The sequence below is a fragment of the Candidatus Binatia bacterium genome (assembly GCA_035631035.1).
In the GTDB taxonomy this organism is placed as follows: domain Bacteria; phylum Eisenbacteria; class RBG-16-71-46; order SZUA-252; family SZUA-252; genus DASQJL01.
This window is the reverse complement of record DASQJL010000032.1, coordinates 11,792-36,661: the sequence shown is the minus strand read 5'-3', so window position 1 is coordinate 36,661 and position 24,870 is coordinate 11,792. Positions and strand designations below refer to the sequence as shown.

At 73.4% G+C, this 24,870-nt stretch carries 20 protein-coding genes; 19 read left to right on the top strand and 1 reads right to left on the bottom strand.

What is annotated here, in order from left to right; all coding sequences use genetic code 11:
* The first annotated feature begins 2 nt into the window (after positions 1 to 2).
* The 4 genes from VE326_03090 to VE326_03075 are packed head-to-tail and all read left to right on the top strand — an operon-like array spanning position 3 to position 4,056.
* A complete protein-coding gene (locus VE326_03090) occupies positions 3 to 944 on the top strand; it encodes an NAD-dependent epimerase/dehydratase family protein (protein HYJ32182.1) in 942 nt (313 codons plus the stop codon).
* A complete protein-coding gene (locus tag VE326_03085; GenBank protein ID HYJ32181.1) occupies positions 920 to 1,924 on the top strand; it encodes a glycosyltransferase family 2 protein in 1,005 nt (334 codons plus the stop codon). The genes VE326_03090 and VE326_03085 overlap by 25 nt, the downstream gene beginning before the upstream one ends.
* 36 nt (positions 1,925 to 1,960) lie before the next feature.
* Positions 1,961 to 3,100, top strand: a complete 1,140-nt coding sequence (locus VE326_03080; GenBank protein ID HYJ32180.1) for a glycosyltransferase — start codon at positions 1,961 to 1,963, stop codon at positions 3,098 to 3,100.
* Positions 3,097 to 4,056 (top strand): glycosyltransferase family 2 protein, encoded by a 960-nt coding sequence (locus VE326_03075; GenBank protein ID HYJ32179.1) that lies wholly within the window; start codon positions 3,097 to 3,099, stop codon positions 4,054 to 4,056. Before VE326_03080 ends, VE326_03075 begins: the two co-directional genes overlap by 4 nt.
* Here the strand turns inward: VE326_03075 and VE326_03070 are convergent.
* Complete coding sequence (locus VE326_03070; GenBank protein HYJ32178.1) at positions 3,992 to 5,125, bottom strand: glycosyltransferase family 1 protein; 1,134 nt, start codon at positions 5,123 to 5,125, stop codon at positions 3,992 to 3,994. The two genes, VE326_03075 and VE326_03070, sit on opposite strands and share 65 nt — an antisense overlap.
* A gap of 134 nt (positions 5,126 to 5,259) precedes the next feature.
* Between VE326_03070 and VE326_03065 the strand changes: the two genes are divergently transcribed.
* The 15 genes from VE326_03065 (at position 5,260) to murF (ending at position 24,869) form a co-directional block, all read left to right on the top strand.
* Positions 5,260 to 6,399 carry a glycosyltransferase gene (locus tag VE326_03065; GenBank protein HYJ32177.1) on the top strand — a complete coding sequence of 380 codons (1,140 nt, stop codon included), beginning with the start codon at positions 5,260 to 5,262 and terminating at the stop codon, positions 6,397 to 6,399.
* Complete coding sequence (locus VE326_03060; protein ID HYJ32176.1) at positions 6,396 to 8,822, top strand: YfhO family protein; 2,427 nt, start codon at positions 6,396 to 6,398, stop codon at positions 8,820 to 8,822. The genes VE326_03065 and VE326_03060 overlap by 4 nt, the downstream gene beginning before the upstream one ends.
* A complete protein-coding gene (locus VE326_03055) occupies positions 8,819 to 9,532 on the top strand; it encodes a polyprenol monophosphomannose synthase (GenBank protein HYJ32175.1) in 714 nt (237 codons plus the stop codon). The genes VE326_03060 and VE326_03055 overlap by 4 nt, the downstream gene beginning before the upstream one ends.
* A 7-nt stretch (positions 9,533 to 9,539) precedes the next feature.
* On the top strand, positions 9,540 to 11,477 hold the full coding sequence (locus VE326_03050; GenBank protein HYJ32174.1) for a glycosyltransferase family 2 protein: 1,938 nt from the start codon (positions 9,540 to 9,542) through the stop codon (positions 11,475 to 11,477).
* A complete protein-coding gene (locus VE326_03045) occupies positions 11,474 to 13,753 on the top strand; it encodes a hypothetical protein (protein ID HYJ32173.1) in 2,280 nt (759 codons plus the stop codon). Before VE326_03050 ends, VE326_03045 begins: the two co-directional genes overlap by 4 nt.
* Complete coding sequence (locus tag VE326_03040) at positions 13,750 to 14,745, top strand: GNAT family N-acetyltransferase (GenBank protein HYJ32172.1); 996 nt, start codon at positions 13,750 to 13,752, stop codon at positions 14,743 to 14,745. The genes VE326_03045 and VE326_03040 overlap by 4 nt, the downstream gene beginning before the upstream one ends.
* A 7-nt stretch (positions 14,746 to 14,752) precedes the next feature.
* Complete coding sequence (locus VE326_03035; protein ID HYJ32171.1) at positions 14,753 to 15,883, top strand: glycosyltransferase family 4 protein; 1,131 nt, start codon at positions 14,753 to 14,755, stop codon at positions 15,881 to 15,883.
* Positions 15,880 to 17,253, top strand: coding sequence for a glycosyltransferase (locus VE326_03030; GenBank protein ID HYJ32170.1), 1,374 nt, complete (start codon positions 15,880 to 15,882; stop codon positions 17,251 to 17,253). Before VE326_03035 ends, VE326_03030 begins: the two co-directional genes overlap by 4 nt.
* A 203-nt stretch (positions 17,254 to 17,456) precedes the next feature.
* Positions 17,457 to 17,897, top strand: coding sequence for a division/cell wall cluster transcriptional repressor MraZ (mraZ, locus tag VE326_03025; protein HYJ32169.1), 441 nt, complete (start codon positions 17,457 to 17,459; stop codon positions 17,895 to 17,897).
* Positions 17,894 to 18,346 (top strand): hypothetical protein, encoded by a 453-nt coding sequence (locus VE326_03020; protein HYJ32168.1) that lies wholly within the window; start codon positions 17,894 to 17,896, stop codon positions 18,344 to 18,346. Before mraZ ends, VE326_03020 begins: the two co-directional genes overlap by 4 nt.
* A gap of 17 nt (positions 18,347 to 18,363) precedes the next feature.
* Positions 18,364 to 19,290 carry a 16S rRNA (cytosine(1402)-N(4))-methyltransferase RsmH gene (rsmH, locus tag VE326_03015; protein ID HYJ32167.1) on the top strand — a complete coding sequence of 309 codons (927 nt, stop codon included), beginning with the start codon at positions 18,364 to 18,366 and terminating at the stop codon, positions 19,288 to 19,290.
* Entirely contained in the window at positions 19,287 to 19,829 is a 543-nt protein-coding gene (locus VE326_03010) for a hypothetical protein (protein HYJ32166.1), read from the top strand. The genes rsmH and VE326_03010 overlap by 4 nt, the downstream gene beginning before the upstream one ends.
* Entirely contained in the window at positions 19,826 to 21,916 is a 2,091-nt protein-coding gene (locus VE326_03005; protein ID HYJ32165.1) for a penicillin-binding transpeptidase domain-containing protein, read from the top strand. The genes VE326_03010 and VE326_03005 overlap by 4 nt, the downstream gene beginning before the upstream one ends.
* Positions 21,883 to 23,430, top strand: a complete 1,548-nt coding sequence (locus tag VE326_03000; GenBank protein HYJ32164.1) for a UDP-N-acetylmuramoyl-L-alanyl-D-glutamate--2,6-diaminopimelate ligase — start codon at positions 21,883 to 21,885, stop codon at positions 23,428 to 23,430. Before VE326_03005 ends, VE326_03000 begins: the two co-directional genes overlap by 34 nt.
* Positions 23,427 to 24,869 carry a UDP-N-acetylmuramoyl-tripeptide--D-alanyl-D-alanine ligase gene (gene murF, locus VE326_02995; protein ID HYJ32163.1) on the top strand — a complete coding sequence of 481 codons (1,443 nt, stop codon included), beginning with the start codon at positions 23,427 to 23,429 and terminating at the stop codon, positions 24,867 to 24,869. Before VE326_03000 ends, murF begins: the two co-directional genes overlap by 4 nt.
* Position 24,870 lies beyond the last annotated feature (1 nt).

Below are 24,870 nucleotides of genomic sequence, written 5' to 3'. Positions count from 1 at the left end.
GCATGCGCGCGCTGGTCACCGGCGCGGCGGGGTTCCTCGGCTCGACCCTCTGCGACGCCCTCCTCGAAGAGGGGGCCGAGGTCGTCGGCGTGGATGCGTTCGTGCCGAACTATCCCGAGCCGGTGAAGCGCCGGAATCTGGCGCGGGCCTCCGCGCAGGGGCGGTTCCGCCTGGTCGAGGCCGACCTCCGCGTGGCCGATCTCGGCGCGCTGCTCCCGGGCGTCACGCACGTCGTCCACCTGGCCGCGCTCGCCGGCGTGCGCGCCTCCTGGGGACCGGCCTTTCGCGACTACGCCGAGCACAACGTGCTCGCGACCCAGCGGCTCCTCGAGGCCCTGCGCGACACCCGGGTGGAGCGGGTCGTCGTGGCGTCGAGCTCCTCGGTGTACGGCACCCCCGAGCGGCTTCCGACCCCGGAAGAGGAGCCGAGGCGGCCGCTCTCGCCCTACGGCGTGACCAAGGTGGCGACCGAGGCGCTGCTCCAGGCGTATCGCGACTCGTGCGGCGTCCCGGCGGTGGGGCTCCGCTACTTCACGGTCTACGGACCGCGTCAGCGTCCCGACATGGGGATTCACCGCTTCTTCGAAGCGGCCCGGCGCGGCGACGCCATCCCGATCTACGGCGACGGCGAGCAGAGCCGCGACTTCACGTTCGTGGACGACGCCATCGCCGCCACGCGGGCGGCGCTCGTCCGCCCGGTGCCATCGCTCGTGTACAATGTCGGCGGAGGCCACCGGATCACCGTCAACGAGCTGCTGAGCGCCGTGGAGCGCGCGGCGGGCCTTCCCGTGAAGCGCCGGCACGAGCCGGCCGCGACGGGAGACCCGCGCGATACGTCCGCGGAGACGTCGCGCGCGCGCCGCGATCTCGACTACCGCCCGCGCACGGGACTCGACGAGGGCCTGCGGAGGCAATGGGAATGGCAGCGGAACCCGGCGGACTGACCGGAGCGGCACCGGCGATGACGGGCGCGGCGGGCTCCGACCTCGATCGGGGCGGCGCCCCGGACCTCACCGTGCTCATCCCGGTCTACAACGAAGCCGACAACATGGAGCCGCTCCTCGAGAAGCTCGAGGCGGATCTCCGCCCGCTCGGCCTCCGGGCCGAGATCCTCGTCGTGGACGACGGATCGAGCGACGGCACGGCGGAGCGGCTGCGCGCCCTGAAGCCGCGACACCGCGGGCTGCGCGCCATCTGCTTCCGGCGCAACTACGGCAAGTCCGCGGCGCTGTCGGTCGGCTTCGCCGAAGCGCGAGGCCGCTCCATCATCACCATGGATGGGGACCTTCAGGACGACTCCGCCGAGATCGGGCCGCTCCTCCGGAAGCTGGACGAGGGCTACGACCTGGTGTCGGGGTGGAAGCAGAACCGCCAGGATCCGATCTCGAAGACGATCCCCTCGAAGATCTTCAACGGCGTCACCTCGGCCATGACGCACGTCTCGCTCCATGACATGAACTGCGGGCTCAAGGCCTACCGCGCGGAGGCCGCGAAGTCGGTCCGCCTGCGCGGCGAGCTGCACCGGTTCATCCCGGTGCTCGCCCACTGGAACGGATACACGATCGGGGAGCTGCCCGTCGTCCACCACAAGCGCCGACACGGCAAGACCAAGTTCGGTCCGGCGCGCTTCGTGAACGGATTCCTCGATCTCCTGTCGGTCATGTTCCTCACCACCAGCTCGACGCGTCCGCTCCACGTCTTCGGCCGGATGGGGATCGGCGTGGCGATGCTCGGCTTCCTCTTCACGGTCTGGGCCGCCTGGCCGGTGGTGCTGGGCGAGCCGCTCCGCCTCCGCCCCTCGCTGGTGCTCGGGCTCGTCTTCATCGTGCTCGGGATCCAGTTCCTCTCGCTTGGCTTCCTGGGCGAGCTGATCGCGGGCACCCGCACGACGGAGCCGGAGTACGCGATTCGGGAGCGGATCTAGATCCGGCGCGGGCGCGCCCGCGCCGCCGGCGGCCGCGTGAAGATCGCGCTCCTCGGCCCGACGCACCCCTATCGCGGCGGCATCGCCCACTACACGACGCTTCTCGCCCGCGCCTTCGCGGCGCGCCATGACGTCGCGATGATTTCGTTCACGCGCCTGTACCCCGGCTTCCTCTTTCCGGGCGCGACGCAGTTCGACGCGAGCGGGGAGGCGATCGCTCCGCCCGTCCCCGCGGATCGCGTCGTGGACAGCCTGCTCCCCTGGACCTGGCTCCGCGCCGGGCGGCGGATCCGCGCGATGGCGGCCGATCTCCTCGTGGTGCCCTGGTGGCACCCCTTCTTCGGTCCCTCGCTCGGAACGGCGGCGCGCGCGGCGCGTCCCCGGGGCGCCTCGGCGCCCAAGCGCGTCTTCCTGTGCCACAACGTGGAGCCGCACGAGGCGGCGCCGGGGATGCGCGCGCTCGCGGCCTACGGACTGGGCGCGGCGGACGGGTTCCTGGTGCACGCGCGCTCCGAGGCGAAGCGGCTGGAGCGCTACGCGGGAAGCCGCCCCGTCCGGGTGCATCCGCATCCCTCGTACGAGGTGTTCCACGCGGGGGCTCCCGACCGCGAGCGGGCGCGCGCCGCGCTGGAGGCGCGCGGGCGGACGATCCTCTTCTTCGGCTACGTGCGCCCGTACAAGGGGCTCGCCGATCTGCTCGCGGCGCTCGCCCTGGCGCGGCCCGACGCCTGGGATCTTCTCTACGTGGTGGGGGAGTTCTACGAGCCGCGCGAGCGCTACGCCCAGGCGCTCGCCCATCCCGCGCTCCGCGGCAAGGTGCGCGTCGTGGACCGCTACGTCGCCAACGAGGAGGTGGCGGCGTACGTGGCCGCGGCGGACGTGGTGGCGCTTCCGTATCGCGAGGCGACCGGATCGGGGATCGCGCAGGTCGCCTTCGGCGGGGGGACCCCGGTGATCGCGACCCGCACGGGCGGACTGGAGGAAGTGGTGGAGGAGGGGGTGACCGGGCTTCTCGTGCCTCCGGGCGATCCCCCGGCGCTCGCGCGCGCCATCGAGCGCTACTTCGACGAGGGGTTGGCGCCGCGCCTGCGCGAAGGCGTCGCGCAGGCTCGGGGGCGGTTCACGTGGGAGGCGCTGGTCGAGGCGCTGATCGAGCTGGGGTCGGCGTGCCGGTGAGCGGCGCGCGCCCGGTCTGGGCCGTCGTTCTCGCCTTCGGCGAGTACGAGTACACCCGCGAGTGCCTGCGCGCGCTGCTCGCCCTCGACCCGCCCGCCGACCGCGTCCTGCTCGTGGACAACGGCTCTCCCGACGGCACCCCCGATCGCGCGCGCGCGGAGTTTCCCCAGGTCGACATCCTCGCCCTGGGGGAGAACCGCTGGTTTGCGGGAGGCGTGAACGCGGGGCTGGCGCTCGCGCTCGAGGGGGGCGCCGCGTCGGTGCTCCTCGTGAACAACGATCTCGTCCTGGAGCGGGGCGCCCTGGGCGCGATGGCCGCGGCCCTCGAGGCCGACCCGCGGCGCGGCGCGGTCAGTCCCAAGCTCTTCACCTTCGAGCCTGCCGACCGGGTCTGGTTCGCGGGCGGCATCGTGTCGCGCGGCTTCGCCCTGATCCGCCATCGCGGGCTGGGGAAGAAGGACGACGCCCTGATCGGATCGGGGGACGGACCGCGTCCCGTGGATTACGTCTCCGGCGCGGCCGCGCTCCTCTCGCGCAGCGCGCTCGAGCGGACCGGCCTCCTGGACGAGTCGTACGTGATCTACGTCGAGGACGTCGACTGGTCGGCGCGCGCGCGGAAGGCGGGCTTCGTGCTCTGGTACGAGCCCGCCGCGCGCGGGTGGCACCACGTGTCGGTCACCAGCGGGGGCGGCCTCACGCCGCTCAAGGCCTACTTCCGGCTTCGGAGCGGCGCGCTCTATCTCTCCCGCCACGCGGCCCTCTGGGAGCGGCCGCTCGCCTGGCTCGCCTACGCGGGGTGGACCGCCGTCCTCTTCGCGCGCGCGCTCGTGGCGGGCGACCGGGCCAGCGCGGGGGCGCTCTTGCTGGGATTTCGCGACTTCACCGCCATCCTCATGGGCGGGACGCCGCGCGCTCGTACGCCGCTCGCATTCGCGAGGCCAGCGCGTCCACGGTGAACGCGGCGGCGCGTGCGCGTCCGCGCGCGCGAAGGTCGCTGAGCGGATCCGGATCGCGAAGGATGGCCCGGAGCGCCGCCGCGAGCGCCGCGGCGTCGCCCGGGGGCACGACGATGCCGGCCCCCCCCAGCGTCTCGGTGACCGCGCCGGAGTCGGCCGCCACGACCGGGACGCCCGAGGCCATGGCGAGGAGCGGCGGGATGCCGAACCCCTCGGCGCGCGACGGGTAGAGGAAGAGCGCCGCGCCGGCGTAGAGCGCGGGCAGGTCGGCGTCGGGGACGAAGCCGGGAAAGTGGATCCGGGCGCCCAGCGGCGCGGCGCGGCCCTTGAGCGCGCGCGCGTCGCCGCGCAGGGCGCCCGCGAGCACGACCGGGGGGAGAGCTTCGCCTCCCGCCTCGAGCGAAAGCAGTGCGTCGAGAAGGGTGTCCACCCCCTTGCGGGGATCGAACCCGCCGAGATACAGCCAGTAGGGTCCGCCGAAGCGCGCGTGCTGCGCGGCCACCGCCTCGGGAGGCGGAGCGGAGAAGCCGCGCGGCACGGCGCAGGGGACCACCTCGATCTTCGCGCGCGTCTCGGGCAGCGCGGACTCGATGTCGCGCCGGCTCGCCTCGCTCAGCGTGACGATGCGCGCCGCGGCGCCGGCGGAGGTTCGCACGGCCCGGCGGTAGAGCGCGCGATGCAGCCACGCGGGCCGGGGCCAGGGGACGTAGCGCGGCGCGCGCCACGGGATCAGGTCGTGCAGGGAGAGGAGCGAGGGGAAGGGGAGTCCCGCGGGCACGCCGTGGTTCCAGGTCGCATGGAAGAGGTCGGGCGCGGGATCGATGCCGCGCAGGACGCCGGGGAGGGCGAACGACTCCCAGCGGATCCGCCCGCCCGTCCCGGCCGCGGTCCAGACGGGGATCGCGGCGGGGACCTTCCCCGGGGGCAGCTCGCGATCGGCGATGCCCGTGAAGGCGACGTTCCGCCCCGCGAGCTCTTCGACGATCTGGGCGATCAGGAGGCCGACGCCGCCGCCGGAATCGAGGGCGAGCGGGCGGAGATCGATCGCGACGCGGAGCGGGCGATTCATCGCCGGAAGCTACGGGAGCGGTGCGGAGCGGTCAACGACTCGGAAGGGGGCTGGACGATTCGTCGCATCCTGCGACTTGACATGATGTTGCGAGGACGGATACGCTTATGAGGTGCGCGACCCCGGAGGCAGCCGTGCGTCCCGATTGGGACGTCGTGTGGCTCAGTGACATTCCCTGGTCGGCTCTCTGGCAGCGTCCTCAGCAGCTCGCGACCCGTTTTCCCGAGCGGGCGCGCGTCCTGTTCGTCGAGCCCTGGACGCTCGGCCACCGCGGCGCGATGCGCCCCGCCGACGCCGCTCCCCGCGTGCGCCGCGTCTCCTTTCCGTTCCTTCCGCTGCACGCCCGGTCCCACGGCCTGCGCCGCGCGGCGTACGCCGTCGGGTCGTCCCCGCTCGCGGAGGGATTCTTCCAGCTCCAGAGGCTCGGCGCGCTCGGGCTTCGTGACGGTTCCCGGAAGCGGCTGGCGCTGGTCCAGAACTTCATGGCCGAGCCGTTCCTGGACGCGCTCCGCCCCGACCGGGTGGTCTACGACATGATCGACGCGCCGCTCCACTTCGCTCCCGTTCCACCGCGGCTCGTGCCGCGCTGGGAGCGTCTCCTGCGCCGCGCCGACCGCGTCATCGTGACGTCGCACGCGCTGGAATCGCTGGCGACCGCGGCGGGCGCGCGCGCGGCGACGCTCATCGGCAACGGCGTCGAGGCGGCGCGCTTCGATCCCGACCGGGTCGCGCCGGCGTCGTTGCCCGGAGACCCCGCCGCCCCGGTGCTGGGCTATGTCGGCTCCCTCCACTCCTGGCTCGACGTGCCGCTGGTGGCCGCGCTCGCGCGCGCCTGTCCCGAGGCGCGCGTCGTCCTGGTGGGTCCCGCGCACCCCGAGACCGCCGCGGCGCTCGCGCGCGCGGCGCGCGAGAACGCGAACCTCCACTGGACCGGACCCAAGCCCTACGACCAGGTGCCCGGCATCGTGCGCGCGTTCCGGGTCGGGCTGATCCCCTTCCGGCGCACGCCGCTCACCGAGGCGGTGAATCCGGTGAAGCTATACGAGTACGCGGCCGCGGGCGTCCCGTGCGTGGCCACCCGCTTCACCGACGAGGTGGACGCGTGGGACGGCGCGGCTCGCGTGGCGGATACGGCGGAGGCCTTCATCGCCGAGGCGCGGTCCCTGCTGGCGGCGCCGCCCGACCGGGCCGGGCTCCTCGCGTTCGCGCGCCGCCACGACTGGGACGCCATCGCCCGGCGCTTCGCGTCGGTCTGCCTGGAGGACGCGGCGTGAAGCGCGCCGGACTCTCCACCGCCATGGCCGCGGCGATCGCGTCGGCCATCGTTCTCGTCTTCTTCTATCCGCTCGTCTTCGGGAAGGTCTTCGTCTCGCCCGACTCGGTGGCCCCGGCCGGCTTCTCCAAGTTCGCGATGGAGGCGCTGAAGACGCGCCACGTCTACGCGCTCTGGAATCCGTTCCAGTTCCTCGGCATGCCCAGCTTCGGGAGCCTGGCGTTCGTCCCCTACGTCTATCCGCTCGACCCCGTCTTCGGCTTCCTGAACACCGCGCTCCATTTCCCCGACCTCACCTGGCTGCTCGCCCACTACCTGCTCATCGCGGTGGCGATGGTGCTGCTCGCGCGCGCGCTCGGCGCCGCTCCCGACGCGGCGCTGATCGGCGCGGTGGCGTTCGCCCTCACGCCGAACCTGGTCGCGGTGGGCGCGTTCGGGCACGGAAGCCAGATCATGACCGCGGCGTACCTGCCGCTCCTGTTCCTGCTCTACGACCGATTCGCCCGGCGCGGCTCGCTGCTCGCGCTGGCGGGGTTCGCGTTCGCTGCGGCCCTCCAGCTCCTGCGCTCCCACGTGCAGATCGTCTTCTACACGTGGCTCGCGCTCGGCCTCTACGCGCTCTTCCTCGCGATCGCCGCGGCGCGCGCGCGCCGGGGCGGCGACGCCGCGCGGGCGCTGGCCGGCCTGGCGGTCGGGATCGGGCTGGGGTTCGGGATGAGCTGCTTCCTCTACCTGCCCGTCCACGAATACGCGAAGCTCTCGATCCGCAGCGCGGCCGAGGGCTCGGGCGCGGGCTTCGCGTACGCCACGTCGTGGTCGTTCCATCCCAAGGAGATGCTCACGTTCGTCATCCCCTCGATGTTCGGGTTCGGCGGGCGCACCTACTGGGGAACGATGCCGTTCACCGACTATCCGAACTACATGGGGATCGTTCCGCTGGCGCTTGCCGTCTACGGCGCCGCGCGCGCGCGGGGGGCGATGCGCGGCTTCTGGGTCGCTCTCGCCGCGGTGGCGCTCCTGATCTCGTTCGGGAAGCATTTCGCGCCGCTCTACCAGCTCCTCTACGAGCGCGTGCCCTACTTCAACAAGTTCCGTGTTCCCGTGATGATCCTGGTGCTGGTCCAGTTCGCGGTCGCGGTGCTGGCCGCGCTCGGGCTGGACGCGGCCCTCGGCCAGCCCGGCGCGCCGGCGGCGCCGGCGCGTCCCGCGCCGGGAGCGAGGGGGCGGGGCACGGCCGCCGCGAAGCGGAAGGGGAGCGACGCCGGCGACTTCGGAGCCCGCTGGATGCGGTGGGCCGTCTTCGCGGGTGCCGGCGGCGTCGGCGCGGTGGTGCTGCTCCAGCTCCTCGGCCCGTCGATCCTCGCCGCCGCCTCGAAAGCGCGCGACTACATCACGCCGGACACGGCCCGCCAGGCCCTGGACATGGCCACGCTGGACGCGCTCAAGTCCGGAATCCTGCTCGCGGCCGCCTTCTTCGTTCTGGCCCTGCACGCGCGCGGGCGGCTCTCCCGCACCGCGGCCGCGCTCCTCGTCGTCGGCGTCGCGGCCGTCGACCTCTGGGGGATCGACCGGAAGATCATGGATCCCCAGATCGGGAGCGCGAACGAATACGCGCAGAACTTCGCCGAGACGCCCGAGATCGCGTTCTTGAAGAAGGACTCGACCGAGTTCCGGGTGCTTCCGCTCCGCTGGGACGACACCCGCTTCTCGGCGTTCGGCATCGCGTCGATCATGGGCTATCACCCCGCGAAGCCGCGCCTCTACCAGGCCTTCATGGACACGGTCGGCATCGCCAACCTCCGGATCGTGCGGCTCCTGAACATCAAGTACGTCCTGACCGACGGCTACTACCCCGACACGACGACCGACCTGACCCTGCGTCTCGACGGCCCGGTGAAGGTCTACGAGGTGAAGGGGACGGCTCCGCGCGCCTACATGGTGCATCGCGTCTTCCCGGTGAAGGGGGAATCGGCCGCGCTCGCCATGGTGCGCACGGCGCCGGTGCTCGGGCCGGGCCAGTACGCGGTGTGGCAGGACCCGCCGCCCTACCCGAAGTGGCCGGAGCCCGCCGCGCCCGATTCGGTGATCCGCCTGCGCTACGACATGAACGGGTCCGACTATATGGTCAGCACCTCCACGCCCGGCCTCCTCGTTCAGGTGGATCAGTGGGATCCCGACTGGACCGCGACGATCGACGGAACGCCGGTGAAGGTCCGGCGCGTGAACTACCTGATGCGCGGCATCGAGGTGCCGGCAGGCGTCCACCGGATCCGGCTCCGCTACCTTCCCGCCTCGCTCCAGGCGGGGATCCGGATCTCGCTGGCCTCGGCCGCGGCCGCGATGCTGCTCGGGATCGCCGGGCTCTTCCTGGGGCGCCGGCGCGCGCGCGTGGCCGCCCCCGTCCCGCCGGGGGAGGCGGCGTGAAGGCCCTGGTCATCGTCCCCACCTACAACGAGAAGGAAAACGTGGTGGCGCTGCTCGAGCGCATCTTCGCCTACGTGCCCCAGTGCGAGGTCCTGATCGTGGACGACAACTCGCCGGACGGGACGGGGGCGATCGCCGACCAGGCGTCCGCGAGCGACCCGCGTGTGCACGTGATGCACCGCGCGGGAAAGCAGGGGCTGGGCTCGGCCTACGTCGCGGGCTTCCGCTACGCGCTCGAGCGCGACTACGAGGCCGTGTTCGAGATGGACGCGGACTTCTCGCACAACCCCGAGAGCCTCCCGGTCTTCCTGCACGAGCTGGAGAACGCCGACCTGGTCCTCGGGTCGCGCTACCTGAACGGCGTCACCGTCGTGAACTGGCCGATCAAGCGGCTCATCCTCTCCTACTCCGCCAACGTCTACAGCCGGATCATCACCGGCATGCGCGTGAAGGACCTGACCGGCGGCTTCAAGTGCTTTCGGCGGCGCGTGCTGGAATCGATCGACTGGAGCCGCGTGCGCTCCGACGGCTACGCGTTCCAGATCGAGATCACCTTCAAGGCGTGGCGGAAGGGGTTCCGGATCCGCGAGATCCCGATCGTGTTCGTGGACCGGAAGGCGGGCGAGTCGAAGATGTCGCGCCGCATCGTCCACGAGGCGGCATGGATGGTCTGGCGACTCCGCCTGCTCGACCTGATCGGCGCGCTCTAAGCCTCCCGTGGCGCTCGCCCTGGTCATCGTGCACTACCGGACCGGGGACGCCCTCGCGCGGCTCCTCGCCTCGCTCGCCGCCGCGCGCCCCGCTCCCGTCGCCGAGATCGTCGTCGTGAACAACTCGGGGGAGCCGCTCGACGCCGCCCTCGCCGGCGCGCCCTGGCCCGTGCGGGTGATCGCTCCCGGGCGGAACGTCGGGTACGCGCGCGGGGTGAACGCCGGGATCCGGGCGGTGGGGGACCGGGACGTGCTCGTCCTGAATCCCGACATCCAGATCCTGCCCGGCGCCATCGAGGCGCTGGTCGCCGCCGCGGAGGACCACCCCCGGGCGGGAATCCTCGCGCCCCGGCTGCAGAACCTGGACGGGACGCTTCAACTCTCGGCGCGGCGCTTCTACAATTGGAAGACCCTCCTCCTTCGCCGCATGCCGCTCGGACCCTTCGTCGCCAAGAGCCGGGTCCTGCGCGATCACGTCATGGCGGAGTGGGACCATGCCGATCTGCGGCGGGTGGACTGGGTGATCGGCGCGGCGATGCTCGTGCGTCGGCGGGCCATGCGCGACGTCGGGCTGATGGACGAGCGCTATTTCCTCTATTTCGAAGACGTCGACTGGTGCCAGCGCATGGGGCGCCACGGCTGGGAGGTGCTGTACGTTCCCACGGCACGGATGGTTCACGAGTACGCGAGGTCCAGCGCGCAGGCCCGGCCCCGCTCCCTGCGCGCGCACGCGGCGGGTCTCCTGCGCTTCACCGAGAAATGGAGCGCTCTGGTGTACGCGCTGAGCCAGAACCGCGGGCGGCTGACCCAGGCGGCGCTGCTCGCGGCCGACATCGCCGCCGCGACCGCCGCGTGCGCCGCGGCCTACGGCATCCGGATCGGCCTCGATGCCTGGTTCGAGAAGCCGGTCTACCCGCTCGCCGCCTACTCGGGACTCTTCTTCTTCGCGATCGCCGTGAGCGTGGCCTCGCTCGCGTGGAACGGCCTCTACCGGCGCGCGGCCTTCCGCGACGCGATCGACCGCGCCTTCCAGGTGGGGCGCGCCGTGCTCCAGGCGGGCGTTCTGCTCATGGCGACCACGTTCCTCTTCCAGACGCCGCGCTATTCGCGTCTCCTCGTGCTGCTGCTCCTCCCGCTCGAATGGCTCTGCCTCCTCGCCGTCCGCTCGCTCCTCGCCGGGGCCGAAGCGGGAGCGAAGCGGCAGGGCTTCGCGTTCCGGCGCGTGCTGCTGCTCGGATCGGGCGCCGAGATGGAGGCGGCGCGCGCCGCCCTCGAGGGGGCCCGCGCCTCGGGCTTCGAGCCGCTCCACGCCGAGGCGATGGCGGACGGGTCCGAGGCGCCCGAAGCGGCGGCGGCGCGGCTGCGCGCGCTGGTCGCGAACGAGCGGATCCAGATCGTCTGCATCGTGCCCGAGGCGGAGGAGCTGCCCTACCTCCTCGCGCTCGCCTCGGCGCTGCGCGACTCCGGCGCCGCCATCTACTGGGCCGGCTCGCTCGCGCATCTCGTGCCCGGCTCCGGCGCGCGCGCGGTCGGCCCCGTGGGCGCGGCGCTGCTGCATGCGCCGAGCCGCGGGCTCTCGCTGCGCGCGCGGAAGCGGGCGAGCGACGTCTTCCTCTCGGTGCTCGTGGCCCCCTGGCGCTGGGGAGGCCTGAGGCGCCACCTGGCCCGATCCGGGGGCGGCCTGGCGCCGGGCGAGGCGTGGCGGCGCGTCTGGTCGGGAGAGCGGAGCTGGGTGGGACGCAGCGAGTACGAGCGGGACCGCTGGGCGGGCGTGCCCGCATGGGCACGCCTTGCGCTCGAATCGGTGCGTCCCGGCGTGGTGTCGCCGGCCGACGAGAACGGGCGCGCTTCGCGTCTCGAGGCGGAGCTCGCCTATCTCGCTCGCTTCTCCCTCGCCGAGGACCTCCGCATTTTCCTGCGCGCGACCCGCGGGGCGGGGTCGTGACCGCGCGCCCGCGGAGCGTCGCGCCGCACGTCGCGGCGAAGGGCCTCGTCGCGGCGGCGCTCGTCGCGGCAGCGCTCCTCGCGTCGGCGCTCGTCGCGGCGGCGCTCGTCGCGGCAGCCGTCCCGGGCAAGGCCGTGGCCGCCACCCGCCTCTACATCAGGAACCACGTCGCCTCGAACGACGTGCGCGGGCTGGCCGCATGGCAGGGGAGCCTGGTCGCGGCCACGACGGGCGGACTCGTCACGGTGGCCATGCCGGCGGGGCCCTTGGTGAAGACCATCGCCACCCCCGGAGGGCTGCCCTCCAACCGGGGGCTCTGCCTGGCGGTCAGCCCGAGCGGGGATCTCTGGATCGGCACGGCGGACGCCGGCATCGCGCGCCGCTCTCCCGCGGGGCGGTGGAGGCGCGCGCTCACCACGTTCGACGGGCTTCCTTCCAACGACGTGCAGGCGCTCCTCCGGAGCGGCGACAGCGTCTGGGTCGGCACCTCGGGGGGCGTCGCGCTCTTCGCCGAGACTCCGGCGAACGCTCGGGTGGCGCTTCGCCGCTCCGACTCGCGCGCGAGCACCGCGGGGGCGCTCGTCTCGGACGACGTTCGCGCGCTCGCGATCGTCGGGGACACGCTCTGGGCGGGCACCGGCGGCGGCCTCGCCTCGTTCGCCTCGGGCGCGTGGCGGGACCGGAGCGCGCTGTTCGGCGGCGCGGTCCACGCGCTGCTCGCGGTGGGGGACACGCTCTGGATCGGCACCGATGCGGGGCCGCGCGCTCTCGCGAACGGCGTGCTCGCGCCGGTCGAGCCGGGGTACGCGGGGGGATCCCTCTCGCTGGCCCGTTTCGGCGGCACGATCTACTCCGGATCGAACGGGCTCGGCGTCTATCGCCGGGACGCCGGCGCATGGACGCGCATCAGCTCGGGACTGCCGTTCGGCAGCACCAGGGCGCTGGCCGTGGCGCCGGACGGCGCGCTCTGGGCCGGCGCGTCGGCGGGGCTCGCGCGCCTCGACGCGGGCGGCGGCGCCTGGACCCCCTACGGCACGGAAGGTCCGGCGGTCGAGTCGCTGCAGAAAGTCGCGGTGCGGGATCATGAGGCGTGGTTCACGCCGGGGAACGAGATCGCTCCCGGCCTGGCCGCGGGATTCGTCCTCCGCACCGACGGCGTCTCGTGGAGCGTCGTGAGCAACACCAGCACCGGGGGCGCGCTCCAGGCGACCTCGGTGTTCGGCATTCTCGCCGCGCGCGAGGGCGATCTCTGGCTCGGGCACTGCTGCGGCTCCGGAGCGCCGCGGCCCCGGGTGGAGCGCTTCGATCCCGACTCGAACGCGTGGGTCTACCCCGGCCCGACCAACGTCTGGTCGTTCGGGCAGGCTCCCGACGGGCTCGTCTACGGCGCCGGAGTGGAGCTGGAGAACGGGGTCTACGTCTTCGATCCCTCCGGCGCCGTCGTCGACTCGCTCACCCCGCTCAACACCCAGGGCTCCGCGCGGGGCTCGGGGCTCTCGAGCAACGACCTCCGCGCGATTGCGTTCGACCCGGCGGGGGTCGGCTGGATCGCGACGGCCAACGTGGGCGTGGACCGCTGGGACGGCCGCGGGACGGCTTCGCACGGCGACGATCTCTGGGATCACTTCGCCACCGGATTTCCGAGCGCCAAGACGCTCGCCGTCGTCGCGCTCGACACGACCACGGCGTACGTGGGCACGCAGGCGGGGCTGGTCGTGATCGCGGGCGGACTCCTGGACCGGGCGCGCATGGCCGACGTGAACAACGTGATCGGCGCCGTGCCGGTGCAGGACCTGGCGCACGATCCGCGCGGGGTGGTGTGGATCGGCACGTCGGCGGGGCTCGCGCGCTACGACGCCGCGTCGCGCGCCATGGAGCGGTTCACGACGGCCGACGGACTGGTGGACGACGACGTTCGCGGCCTCGCGTGGGACGAGGGGCGGGGGATCCTCTGGGTGGCGACCGCGCACGGCGTATCGGAAGTGCATCCGCAGGCGGCAGGCGCGCCCGGGTTCTCGGCGGCCGCCTACGCGTACCCGAACCCGGCGACGGGCGCCTCGGGCGCCGTTCGGATCGGGGGGCTGACCGGGGCTGTGACCGGGGAGGTCCGCGACCTCGCGGGGAACCTCGTCCGGAACTTCCGCGTCGACCCGGTCTCCAGCGCGGCCTGGGATCTGCGCGACGCTTCGGGGTCTCCGGCGGCTCCCGGCGTCTACCTGGTCACCCTCCGCGACGGAGCGAGGGTCCAGACCCTGCGGATCGCGGTGACGCGGTGAGCGCCGTCGCGCAGGACGCGCGGAGGGCGATGGAGGTCCACCGCCTCGAGCCTCCCGACCCGGAGCGATGGGACGCGATGGTCGCCGAGGCCGACGGGGCGTCGATCTTTCACACCTCCTCGTGGGCCTCGGTCTGGACCGACGAGTGGAAGGACGCGCGGTGGGAGGCGCTGGTGATCGAGGACGAGGCGGGCTACGCCGCGGGCCTCGGCGCCCTGGTGCGGCGGCGCGGCTTCTGGCGCAGCGTGGATTCCATGCCCTTCGCCACGTACGGCGGTCCGATCGTCCGCCGCGGCCACCCCGACCCGCCCGCCGCGCGCCGGGCGCTCCTCGAAGCCTTCCGGGAATGGATCCGGAGCCGTGCCGTCCTGCGTGCCTCGCTGGCGTGGTACGAGGGCACGGCCGCGGAATTCCCCGACGATCTCGCGGCGAGCGAATCGTTCACGCACGTGCTGCCGCTGGGCACCGATTTCGGGGATCTCGCCTCGCGCTTCTCCCCCTCGACCCGGCGGCTCATCCGGCAGGCCGAGGCGAGCGGCCTTTCGATCCGGCCGGCGGTCTCGCCGGAGGATCTCCGCGCTTTCTACGACATCGCCGTCGAGACGGTGCGCCGGCGCGGCGGCCAGCCCAAGCCGCTCTCGCTCTACGAGCGGATCGCGGAGGCGCTCGTGCCCCGCGGCCTCGCGCGCTATCACCTGGTCTCGCGGGGATCGGAGCCGGTGGCGGGCAGCCTGCACCTGTTTCACGAGGGGAAGGCGGTGAGCTGGCTTCCCGTCTCGCGCGAATCCTCGTGGCCCCTCCGCCCGAACAATTTCCTGATCGCGCACGTGCTGGAGAGCCTGTGCGCGGCCGGGTACCTGGAATACAACTTCGGTGCGTCGCCGCCGGACGCCGAGGGGCTCATCCGGTTCAAGGAGGGGTGGGGCGCCACGCGGCGCCCCGTGCTGATCCTCGAGCGGCGAAGCGGCCTGCATCGCCGGCTCCGCCCCTAGCCGCCGCGTGCGGATCCTCCTCCTCGCGCACGCGCCGGTGGTCCACACGCAGCGGTGGGCGTCGGCGCTCGCGGCGCGCGGGCACGAGGTCCGGCTGCTCACCGCGAAGGCGGCGCCCGGCGCGGCCTTTCCGGGCGCCGTCGTGGGCGCGCCGCTTCCGATCGGCGCCCTGCGCTATGCGAGCGCCAAGGGCGCCGTGCTGCGCGAAGCGCGCGCGTTCCGCCCCGACGTGGCGGTGGCGCATTTCCTTCCGAACTACGGGTTCCTGGCGGCGCTCGCGGGACTCCGTCCGCTCCTCCTGGTCGCGTGGGGATCGGACCTGCTCGTGAACGCCACGCGCACGCCGTTCCATGCGGCGCGCGCGCGCTTCGTCCTTGCGCGCGCCGATCGCGTGCACGTGGACGCCGACATGCTCGCGCGCGCGGCGGTGCGGCTGGGCGCGCCCGAGGGGCGGGTCTGGACGCGCCCCTGGGGCGTCGACGTGGACGCGCTCGCGCCGCGCGAGACCTGGGCCGCGCGCCGGGCGCGCGCGCCCGAGCTGCGGCTGCTCTGGACCCGCACGCTGTCGCCGCTCTACGACCCGGTGACCTTCGTCCAGGCGCTGGGGATCCTGCGCGCGCGCGGCGTCGCGTTCCGCGCGACGATCGCGGGGGAGGGGCCGCTCCGCGGGACGCTCGAGGCGGAGGCGCGCCGCCTGGAGATCGCCGCCGCCGTCCGCTTCACCGGATGGGTGGGGGAGGAGGCGCTCCGCGCGCTCCTTCGCGAGCACGAGGTCTACGTCTCGCTCTCGCGCTCCGATTCCACCTCGCAGTCGCTGCTCGAGGCGATGGCGGCGGAGATCCTCCCGGTGGTGACCGACATCGAGGGAAACCGGGAGTGGATCACCCATCGCACGACGGGGCTCCTGGTCGGGGAACGGGACGCCGAGGCGGTCGCATGCGCCCTCGCCGAGATCGCGCGCGACACCGCGCCGGCCGCTGCGGCGATGGCGGCGCGGGCGCGCGAGGAGGTCGCGCGCCGCGCCCGCTTCGCCGACACCGTGGCCGAGACGGAGGCGCTCCTCGCGGCGATGGCCGCGCTTTCGAGCGCGCCCGCGACCCGGCCCGGGGCGGTGGCGCGCGGGGAGATCGCGCGTTGACGTCGCCGGCCGGGCGCGCGGGCGGGGAGGGCTCCCGCCGTCTCCTCTGGCTCGCCTACTTCTTTCCGCCGCTCGGCGGCGGGGGCTGCCAGCGCACGCTCAAGCTCGTCCGCTATCTCGAGCCCCTCGGGTGGAGCTCGACGGTGGTCACCGTGCGCGATCCCGACTACTGGATTCTCGACCCCTCCCTCGCCGGGGAGATTCCCGCCGGCACCGAGGTGATCCGCGTGCGCGCGCTCACCGCGCAGCGTCTGCTCGCGCTCACGCGGGGCGTGGGGATCGGTGGGGCCCGCCTCGAGGAGGCGCAGGGATCGCGGCGCCGCGGCGTCTTCCGTGCGCTCCGGCGCGCGCAGTCCTGGGTGATGATCCCCGACGGCTACGTCGGATGGGCCCGCGCCGGAGCGCGCGCGGCCTCGCGGCGCATCCGGGCGGGCGGCGTCGACGCGATCTGGACCACGTCGAGCCCGGAGAGCGCCCACGTGGCGGGCCTTTCCCTGAAGCGCCGCTTCCGCCTCCCCTGGATCGCCGACTTCCGCGATCCCTGGGTCGGGCGGGTCACCTACGCGCCTCCGTCGCGATGGCACGACGCGCGCCATCGCGCGCTCGAGGCCGCGGTGGCGCGCGCGGCGGACCGGATCACCGTCGTGAGCGAGGCGATGGCGGCGCTCTATCGCGAGCGCTATCCCGATCTCGCGCCGGAGCGGATCGTCGTGCTGCCGAACGGCGTCGACCCCGATGACTGGAGGCGGGCGGACGCGGGCCGGTTCGAGTCCACGGCGCGGGACGCCGCGCGCGACCAGGGCCGGTTCGTGCTGCTCCACGCGGGACAGCTCGCCCATCGCCCCACGGCCCGCACGCTGCTCGAGGCGGCGCGCCGGGTGCTCGCGGCCGATCCGGCGCTCGCGAGGTCGCTCCGGCTGCGGTTTCTCGGAGGGAACGAAGAGATCGCCGCCGGAGATCCGCTCCTCCGCGCCCTGGGCGACGTGGTCGCGCTCGATCCCTCGCGTCCGCATCTCGAAGCGCTCGCCGCGATGCGCCGGGCCGACGCGCTGGCGCTCCTGGGGCACGGCGGCCGCGCCGACGCGTTCCTCTACACGGGGAAGATCTACGAGTACCTCACCAGCGGCAGGCCGATCCTGGCCATCCTGGACGCCGGCCCCGCGGCCGACCTGCTCCGGGAAGCGGGCCACCCCGGGGTCTTCGCCTCGGCGGATGTCGAAGGCGTTGCGGCCTGGCTGGGGGCCGCCCTCGGCTCGTGGCGGGCGGGTGCCCCCCGGCCCGTAGTCCCGAATGGGCTCCGGGAGGCCTGGGACCGCCAATTTTGGGCCGCCCGAGCCGCCGAAATGCTGTCTCGAATCGTGGACGCCTGACCCCTCCGCCGCTTTCGCTCCCCACCCTCTCCCCCCAGGCTTAAGCCGAAGCGCCCCAATCGAATAATTTTTTTATTTTTCTGCGAATCCGGCTTGACACTCCCGATTCCGGGGGCCTAGAGTGCCGCTTGTGGCAAGAAGTGGGGGTAAGTGGGGAACTGTGTAGCTCCAGGGACGGAGCTGGTGGGGAGGGTCAGGGCGGCATGGCGGCGTTCCGGGGAAGCTATACGCACACGATCGACCACAAGGGTCGCGTGAGCATTCCCGCGCGCTATCGCAGGCAGCTTTCGGGGGAGGCCGATGAGACCTTCGTGGTCCTACGCGGCCTCGACACCTGCATCGCGCTCTATCCCGCCGACGAGTTCCGCCGCCTGGACGAGCGCCTCCGGGCGCGTCCGTACTCCGACGAAGCCAACCGCCGCTACCAGCGCATGATGCTCGTCGACTCGCGGGACGAGACGCTCGACGCCCAGGGGCGCGTCGCTCTTCCCCCGCGGCTCATCGCGCACGCCCAGCTCGAGAAGGACGTTCTCGTGGCCGGCATGCTGGACCACCTCGAGCTGTGGAATCCCGAGCTGTTCGAGAAGTATCTGCAGAGCTCCCCTCGCACCTACGAAGAGATCGCCGGAGAACTTCTACTGTGATCGCACCGCTCCATTCCGCACGACGCCCGGCCGCGCACGAGCGGCCGTTGCTCCAGTGGGAGGCGGCCTCGGGGCTCGCCTCCGCCACGCTTCGACTCTATGGCTCCCTGGGCCGCCGTGAGCTCGCGCTCGTCGTGGAGACGATCGCGGAGCGCGCGCGCTCGCCGCGGGACGTCGTCTCGATCGATTTCGAGAACGTCGCCCACCTCGACTTCCGCGCGCTTCCGGAGTTCGCGCAGAAGATCGCGCGGCACCGGCACCGGGGCGCTTCGCTCTGGCTGGTCGGCCTGTCGCCGTACGTGCGCAGTCTGTTCGACGTCGCGGGCCAGGGATCGGTCGTGCGCCAGCTGGCGTGGCAGCCGGAGGAGCGGGCACGGCGCGAGCCGATCCGACCCTTCGCGAGGAGCGGCGTGGACGGCGCGGCGGGAGCGGACCGCTTCCCGCGGTAGGCGCCTCCGCGAATTCGATGCCGGGGCACGTCCCGGTTCTCGCCGATGAGGCCGTGCGTTTGCTGGTGACGGAGCCGCGGGGCACGTACGTCGATGCGACCCTGGGTGGTGGTGGACACGCCGCAAGGATCCTGGCGGCGCTGGGAGGGGAGGAGTCCAAGGTGATCGGAATCGACTGCGACCCCGCGGCGATCGCCCGCGCGCAGGCGAACCCGCCGGCCATGGCACCGCGCTTCGTCGCGGCCCTGGCGCGCTTCTCCACGCTCGAGGCGGCGCTCGAGGAGCGCGGCGTCGAGCGCGTGGACGGCATCCTGGCCGACCTGGGGCTCTCCTCGGACCAGCTCGACGACCCCGCCCGCGGGCTCGCGTTCGGAGCGGAGGGCCCGCTCGACATGCGGCTCGATCCGTCCCGCTCCGAGACCGCCGACCGGCTGATCCGCCGCATCGGCGAGCCGGAGCTCGCGCGGCTCCTCTCCGAGTACGGAGAGCTCCCGCGCGCGAAGACCGCCGCGCGCGTGATCCGCCGCGCCGCAGTGACGGAGCGGCCGCTCACGACAGGCGGCCTCCGCGCCGCGCTGGCGCCGCTCTATCCCGGGCCGTCGCGCCCGCGCCGGATGGCGCAGGCGTTCCAGGCGCTCCGCATCGCGGTGAACGACGAGCTGGGCGAGCTTCAGGCCCTGCTCGAGGCCGCCGCGCGGATCGTCCGCCCGGGCGGCACCCTGGTGGTCATCGCCTATCACTCGCTCGAGGATCGGATGGTGAAGCGCGCGTTCTCCCCGCCGCGCTCCTTCGATCCCTGGCTCCCCCCGTCCGAAGCTCCCGCGTCGCCGTGGGAGCCGCTCACGCGCCGTCCGATCCGCCCCTCGGCGGAGGAGTCGGCCCGAAACCCTCGCGCGAGGAGCGCGCTCCTGCGCGCCGCGCGACGCCGTGGAGGCATGGAATGACGCACGTGGCCGTGATCGACGAAGCCCTGCCCGCCGAACGCCGGGAGCCCGCACGCACCGCTCCGAAGAGCGCCTATCTCCGCAGGGTGCGCGGGGCCGAGCGGAGGGCGCAGGCGAGACCGCCGCTCCCGCTGGTGATCGGCGTGACCGTGGTGACGGCGCTCCTCTTCGTGCGCGTCTGGCAGGTGACCTCGTCCCATGCGCTGGCCATGGAGAAGGACCGGCTCCGGAAGGAAGTGGCCGCGCTGGACAACCGGATCCGCCTCTCCTCCGATCTCGCGATCCAGGAAGCGCTCCACCAGGGCCTTGACTACGCGGCCCTGGCGAAGCAGGGCTTCCAGAGTCCCGGTCCCGACGCCCTCGTGGACGTGGACCTGGCCCAGCCGTTCCCCCGCGTGGTGTCTCGACAGGGCGCGATGGCGCGCCTTTCGGCAGACGTCGGCCGTTTCGTTCGAGGCATCCTCCCGGCCCGCCGCGCAGCGCCCCGCACTCCCGATGATCTTCGGGTCCTGCCCGTGAACGCGGAGGTCGCCCCTTGACCCCTCGCGACGCGGGCCGCCTTCGGGCGCTCGCGCTGGCCGGAATCTTCGCCTTCGCCGTGCTGCTCCTCCGCCTGGTGCAGATCCAGGTGCTGGACCATGGCCGGCTCGCCCGGGAGGCGACCGCGCAGCAGACGCAGCGCGTCATCCTGGAGCCCGAGCGCGGTCTGATCTTCGACCGCCACCTCCGGCCGCTCGCCGAGAACGTCGAGCTGAGCCAGATCTCGGTGCGCCCCCGCGAGGTCGAGAACGCGGCGGCCGCGGCGGCGTTCCTCAAGAAGGCGGCGGGATCGGAGGCGGTCAGCCGCTTCCGCGCCGGCCGCGTCCGGCACCGCATGTACGTGCGCGTGAGCCAGCAGCTGCGCCCGGAGCAGGAGCTCGCCCTCACGACCAGCGCGCTCCCGCGCGGCGTGCACGTCGATCCGGTGCCGGGACGGGTCTATCCCCTCGACGACGTGGCGCGCTCGGTCGTCGGCGTCGTGGGCCACGAGGGGAGCGGGCTCGAGGGGCTCGAGGCGGTCTACGACCGCGACTTGAAGGGAACGGCCGGATGGGCGACCCTTTTCCAGAACGGGCGCGGGCTGGCCTACGAGCTGCCGGGGAGCATGGTGAAGCTCCCGGAGGCGGGGGCCAGCCTGGTGAGCACCATCGACCTCGACGCGCAGACCCTGACGGTGATGAAGCTGCGCGAGGCGATGGCCACCTCCGGCGCGAAGAGCGCGATGGCGGTGTTCGTCGACCCGAATACCGGCGACATCCTGGCCATGGCCACCGTGGACGGCCCGGGGGTCGACAAGGAGACGGGCCACCGCAATCGCATCGTCGCCGATCAGTACGAGCCCGGATCGACGTTCAAGGTGCTCGCGGGATGCGCCGCCCTGGAAGAGAAGGTCTTCGATCCCGAGGACTCGATCTTCGTCGACCATGGGCAGGTGAATCTCGGGGGCTTCACGATTCACGACAGCCATCCCGAGACGGGATGGTTCACGTTCCACCGCGCGACCGCGCACTCGAGCAACGTCTGCTACGCGCAGATCGGGACCCGGGTGGGCGCCGAGCGGCTCTATCGCTACGCGCGCCTCTTCGGCTTCGGACAGCCCACGCGGGTGACCCTGCCGGGCGAGGCGCCGGGCCAGATCCGTCCTCCGTCGCGCTGGTCCGCCCGGTCGCTGGCCACCATCTCGATCGGGCAGGAGGTCCTCGTCACGCCGCTTCAGCTGGTCATGGCCTACGCCGCCGTGGCGAACGGAGGGACGCTGCTCCGGCCGCGGCTGGCGAGCGCGCTCGTGGACGAAAACGGCAGGGTCGTGCGCCAGTTTCCCGTCGAGCAGGTGCGCCGCGTCATCTCCGAGGAGACCGCGCGCACCTTCCGGTCCTTCCTCCGCGAGACCGTCGTCTCGGGGACGGGCACCGAGGCGGCGCTCCCCTGGTGCGACGTGGCCGGGAAGACCGGAACGGCGCAGAAATTCGACGCCGCCGCCGGCGGCTATCGCGGAGGACGCTACACCTCGTCCTTCCTCGGCATGGCGCCCGCGGAGCATCCGCGCGTGGTGGGCCTCGTGATCCTGGACGAGCCCCGCGGCGCCTACTACGGCGGGTCGGTCGCCGCGCCGGTCTGGCGCGAGATCGTGGCCGCGTGGGCGGCGCAGGGGCACGGCCCGATCGCGCTTCCCGCCGCGGTGCTGCCTCCCATGGCCTCCGCCCCCGCGCCGGTCGCCGATCCCATCCCGGACGTGCGGCTCCTCGCCGCCGATCGCGCGGCGGAGATCCTGGAGCGCGCCGGCTATGCGCCGAAGATCCTGGGCGACGCGGGACGGGTGGCGGCGCAATCGCCGGCGCCGGGCGCCGTGGTCCCCGCGGGCGCGGTCGTCGAGCTCACGCTGGCCTCCGAGTCGCCCGCCGAGGCCGTCGTGCCCGACCTGCGCGGCCTCCCGATCCGGGACGCCGTCGCGCGCCTCTCCGCGCTCTCGATTCCGGTGGGGCGGGTCGTCGGGACGGGCAGCGTCGTGAACCAGAATCCCGAGCCCGGGCGCCCCGTGCGACCCGATACGCGGTGCTCCCTCACGCTGTCCCCCCGGGGGACGTGATCGCCTCCGGTCTCCGCGAAGCCGCGGCCCTGCCGCGAATCGTCGGCGCCCTGGAGATGCGGGGGGCGCCGGCCGGAGAGTGGACGCGCGTGCAGTACGACTCCCGGGCCGTTCAGCCCGGCGACGTGTTCGTGGCGATCTCCGGCGAGAAGTCCGACGGACACGCGTTCGTGCCGGAGGCCGTGAAGAAGGGGGCGCTGGCCGCGATCGTGGAGCGCTTCACGCCCGAGGCCGCCTGGCCCGAAGTGCGCGTGAAGAGCGCCCGCCGCGCGCTCGCGATCCTCGCGGGCGAAGAGACCGACCACCCCTCGCACGACCTTCTCGTCGTCGGCGTGACCGGCACCAACGGCAAGACCACCACGACGCACCTGATCCGCGCGGCGCTGCAGGAGCGCGGCGAGCGCGTCGGGCTGATCGGCACGGTCGGCTACGAGCTGGAAGGGGAGCACGAGGCCGCGGCGCACACCACCCCCGAAGCCCCCGAGCTGGCGCGGCTCTTCCGCCGCTGGAGCGACCGCGGCGCTTCGGGCGTGGTGATGGAGGTCTCCTCCCACGCGCTCGCGCAGGACCGCACCTACGGGATCGCGTTCGACGTGGGCGTGTTCACGAACCTGACGCAGGACCATCTCGATTTCCACGGGACGATGGAGGCGTATCGCGACGCCAAGGCGCGGCTCTTCCGCGCCGAGACGCGGGGCGACCGCACGAAGACCATGACCGGCGTCCTCAACATGGAGGACGAGGCGGGACGCTGGATTCGCGAGCGCGCCGAGAGCCCGACGATCGGCTACGGGGGAGGGGGCCCAACCGGCCCCGGGGACGTGGGGGCGGCGGAGGTCGTCGCGGAAGAAGCGCGGCTCGGTCCGGCAGGCACGAGACTTCGGATCCGATATCCGCGCGGCTCCGTCTCCGTCGCCCTGAAACTCCGGGGGCGGTTCAACGTCGCGAACGCCCTCGCCGCGTTCGCCGCGGCCTACGCCGCCGGGACGCCCCCCGAGGCGATCGCGCGCGGCCTGGAGTCGGTCGCCGCGGTGCCGGGGCGCCTCGAGCCCGTGGACGCCGGGCAGCCGTTCCAGGTGCTGGTGGACTACGCCCACACCCCCGACGCGCTGGAGCGCGCGCTGGAGGCGGTGCGCGCGTTCGGCCCGCACCGGATCCTCTGCGTCTTCGGCTGCGGCGGCGACCGCGACCGCGGGAAGCGCCCCCTCATGGGCGCCGCGGCCGCGCGGCTCGCCGACCGGGTCATCATCACGTCGGACAATCCCCGCAGCGAAGACCCCGAGGCGATCGTTCGCGAGATCGAAGCGGGCGCCCGCGGCACCGCGTCGGTCTCGACGATCGTGGACCGAGCCGAAGCGATCCGCGCCGCCGTCGACGAGGCGCAGGCGGGGGACGCCCTGCTCATCGCGGGCAAGGGGCACGAGACCTACCAGATCCTCTCCACGGGAACGATCCCCTTCGACGACCGAACGGCGGCGCGCGAGGCGCTCCGGGCGCGGGGGTTTTCGGGGTGACCGCCGCCGCCCGCGGCTGGCTCACGCTGGAGGGGGTCCTCCGCGCCGTGGACGGCACCTTGGCCTCGCCTGCCGGAACGACATCCGTTGCGCCGCGCGACGTCGAGTTCGCGGGCTGCGCCATCGACAGCCGCGCCCTCCAGGCCGGAGATCTCTTCGTCCCGCTCCCCGGCACGCGCGCCGACGGCCACGAGTTCATCGCGGCGGCGCTTCAGGGCGCCGCGGCGGGAAGCCTGATCGGCCGCGACCGCGCGGTTCCTCCCGAAGCGGCCGCCACCCGGAAGCCGGTGATCCGTGTCGCGGACCCGCTCGGCGCCATGCAGGCGCTGGGCCGGTGGTGCCGCGACCGGGCCGGGATCCCGGTGGTCGCCATCACGGGCAGCAACGGGAAGACCACCACCAAGGAGATGACCGCGGCCGTGCTCGGCACGTCGCGCCGGGTGCACAAGAACGTGGGGAACCTGAACAATCACATCGGCGTGCCGCTCACGCTCACCCGGCTCCGCCCCGAGCACGAGGCGCTGGTCGTCGAGATGGGCATGAGCGCGCGCGGCGAGATCCGCGATCTCGCGGCGATGGCGCAGCCGACGATCGGCGTGCTCACGAACGCCTCGGCCGCGCACCTGCAGCAGCTCGGCTCGGTGGAGGAAGTGGCGCGCGCGAAGAGCGAGCTGGCCGAGGCGCTGCCGACGCAGGGGCTCCTCGTCCTGAACGCCGACGACCCGCTCCTCTACCCGATGAATCGCGAGCGGATCGTGCGGAAGACCACCTACGGGCTCGACAATCCCGATGCGGGCCTCCGCCCCACGCGCGTCACCGTGGGCGAGGACGGCACCACGCGCTTCACCCTCGAGGACGGCAGCGAGGGAAGGCTCTCGCTCCTCGGGCGGCACAACGTGCGGAACGCGCTCGCGGCGATCGCGGTGGGGGACGAGCTGATGGTGCCGCGCGACGCGGCGCTCGCCGCCCTGGCGGCGCTACGACCGGCGAAGCACCGCCTCGAGATCCTGCGCGCCGGCGGCATCTCCGTGCTGGACGACGCCTACAACGCAAACCCCGCCTCGATGCGCGAGGCGCTGGGGATCCTGGGCGGCGTGACCGTCCCCGGGGCGCGTCGGGCGGTGCTGGGCGACATGCTCGAGCTGGGTCCCGGGAGCGAGGCGCTCCACGAGGCGGTCGGCCGCGCGGTGCCCGCGGACGCCTGGCTCTACGTCGCGGGCTCCTTCGCCGCGGCGATCGAGCGGGGGGCGAAGGCCGCGGGCGTGGCGGCGGCGCGGATCCGCCGCTTCGAGGACGTGGACGCGATGGCCGCCGCGGTGGCGGCGGACGCCCGGGCGGGCGATCTCGTCCTCGTGAAGGGATCGCGCGGGATGCGCCTCGAGCGCGTGGTGCAGGCGCTTCAGGCCGCGGGCGCCCAGGCCGGGGCGGGGAGGGACTGAC

What these genes read in the sequence shown, in the direction of transcription:
- VE326_03090 (HYJ32182.1), top strand. Translation starts at nt 3, where the DNA reads ATGCGCGCGCTGGTCACCGGCGCGGCGGGGTTCCTCGGCTCGACCCTC.
- VE326_03085 (HYJ32181.1), top strand. Translation starts at nt 920, where the DNA reads ATGGCAGCGGAACCCGGCGGACTGACCGGAGCGGCACCGGCGATGACG.
- VE326_03070 (HYJ32178.1), bottom strand. Translation starts at nt 5,125, where the DNA reads ATGAATCGCCCGCTCCGCGTCGCGATCGATCTCCGCCCGCTCGCCCTC.
- mraZ (HYJ32169.1), top strand. Translation starts at nt 17,457, where the DNA reads ATGGCGGCGTTCCGGGGAAGCTATACGCACACGATCGACCACAAGGGT.
- rsmH (HYJ32167.1), top strand. Translation starts at nt 18,364, where the DNA reads ATGCCGGGGCACGTCCCGGTTCTCGCCGATGAGGCCGTGCGTTTGCTG.
- VE326_03010 (HYJ32166.1), top strand. Translation starts at nt 19,287, where the DNA reads ATGACGCACGTGGCCGTGATCGACGAAGCCCTGCCCGCCGAACGCCGG.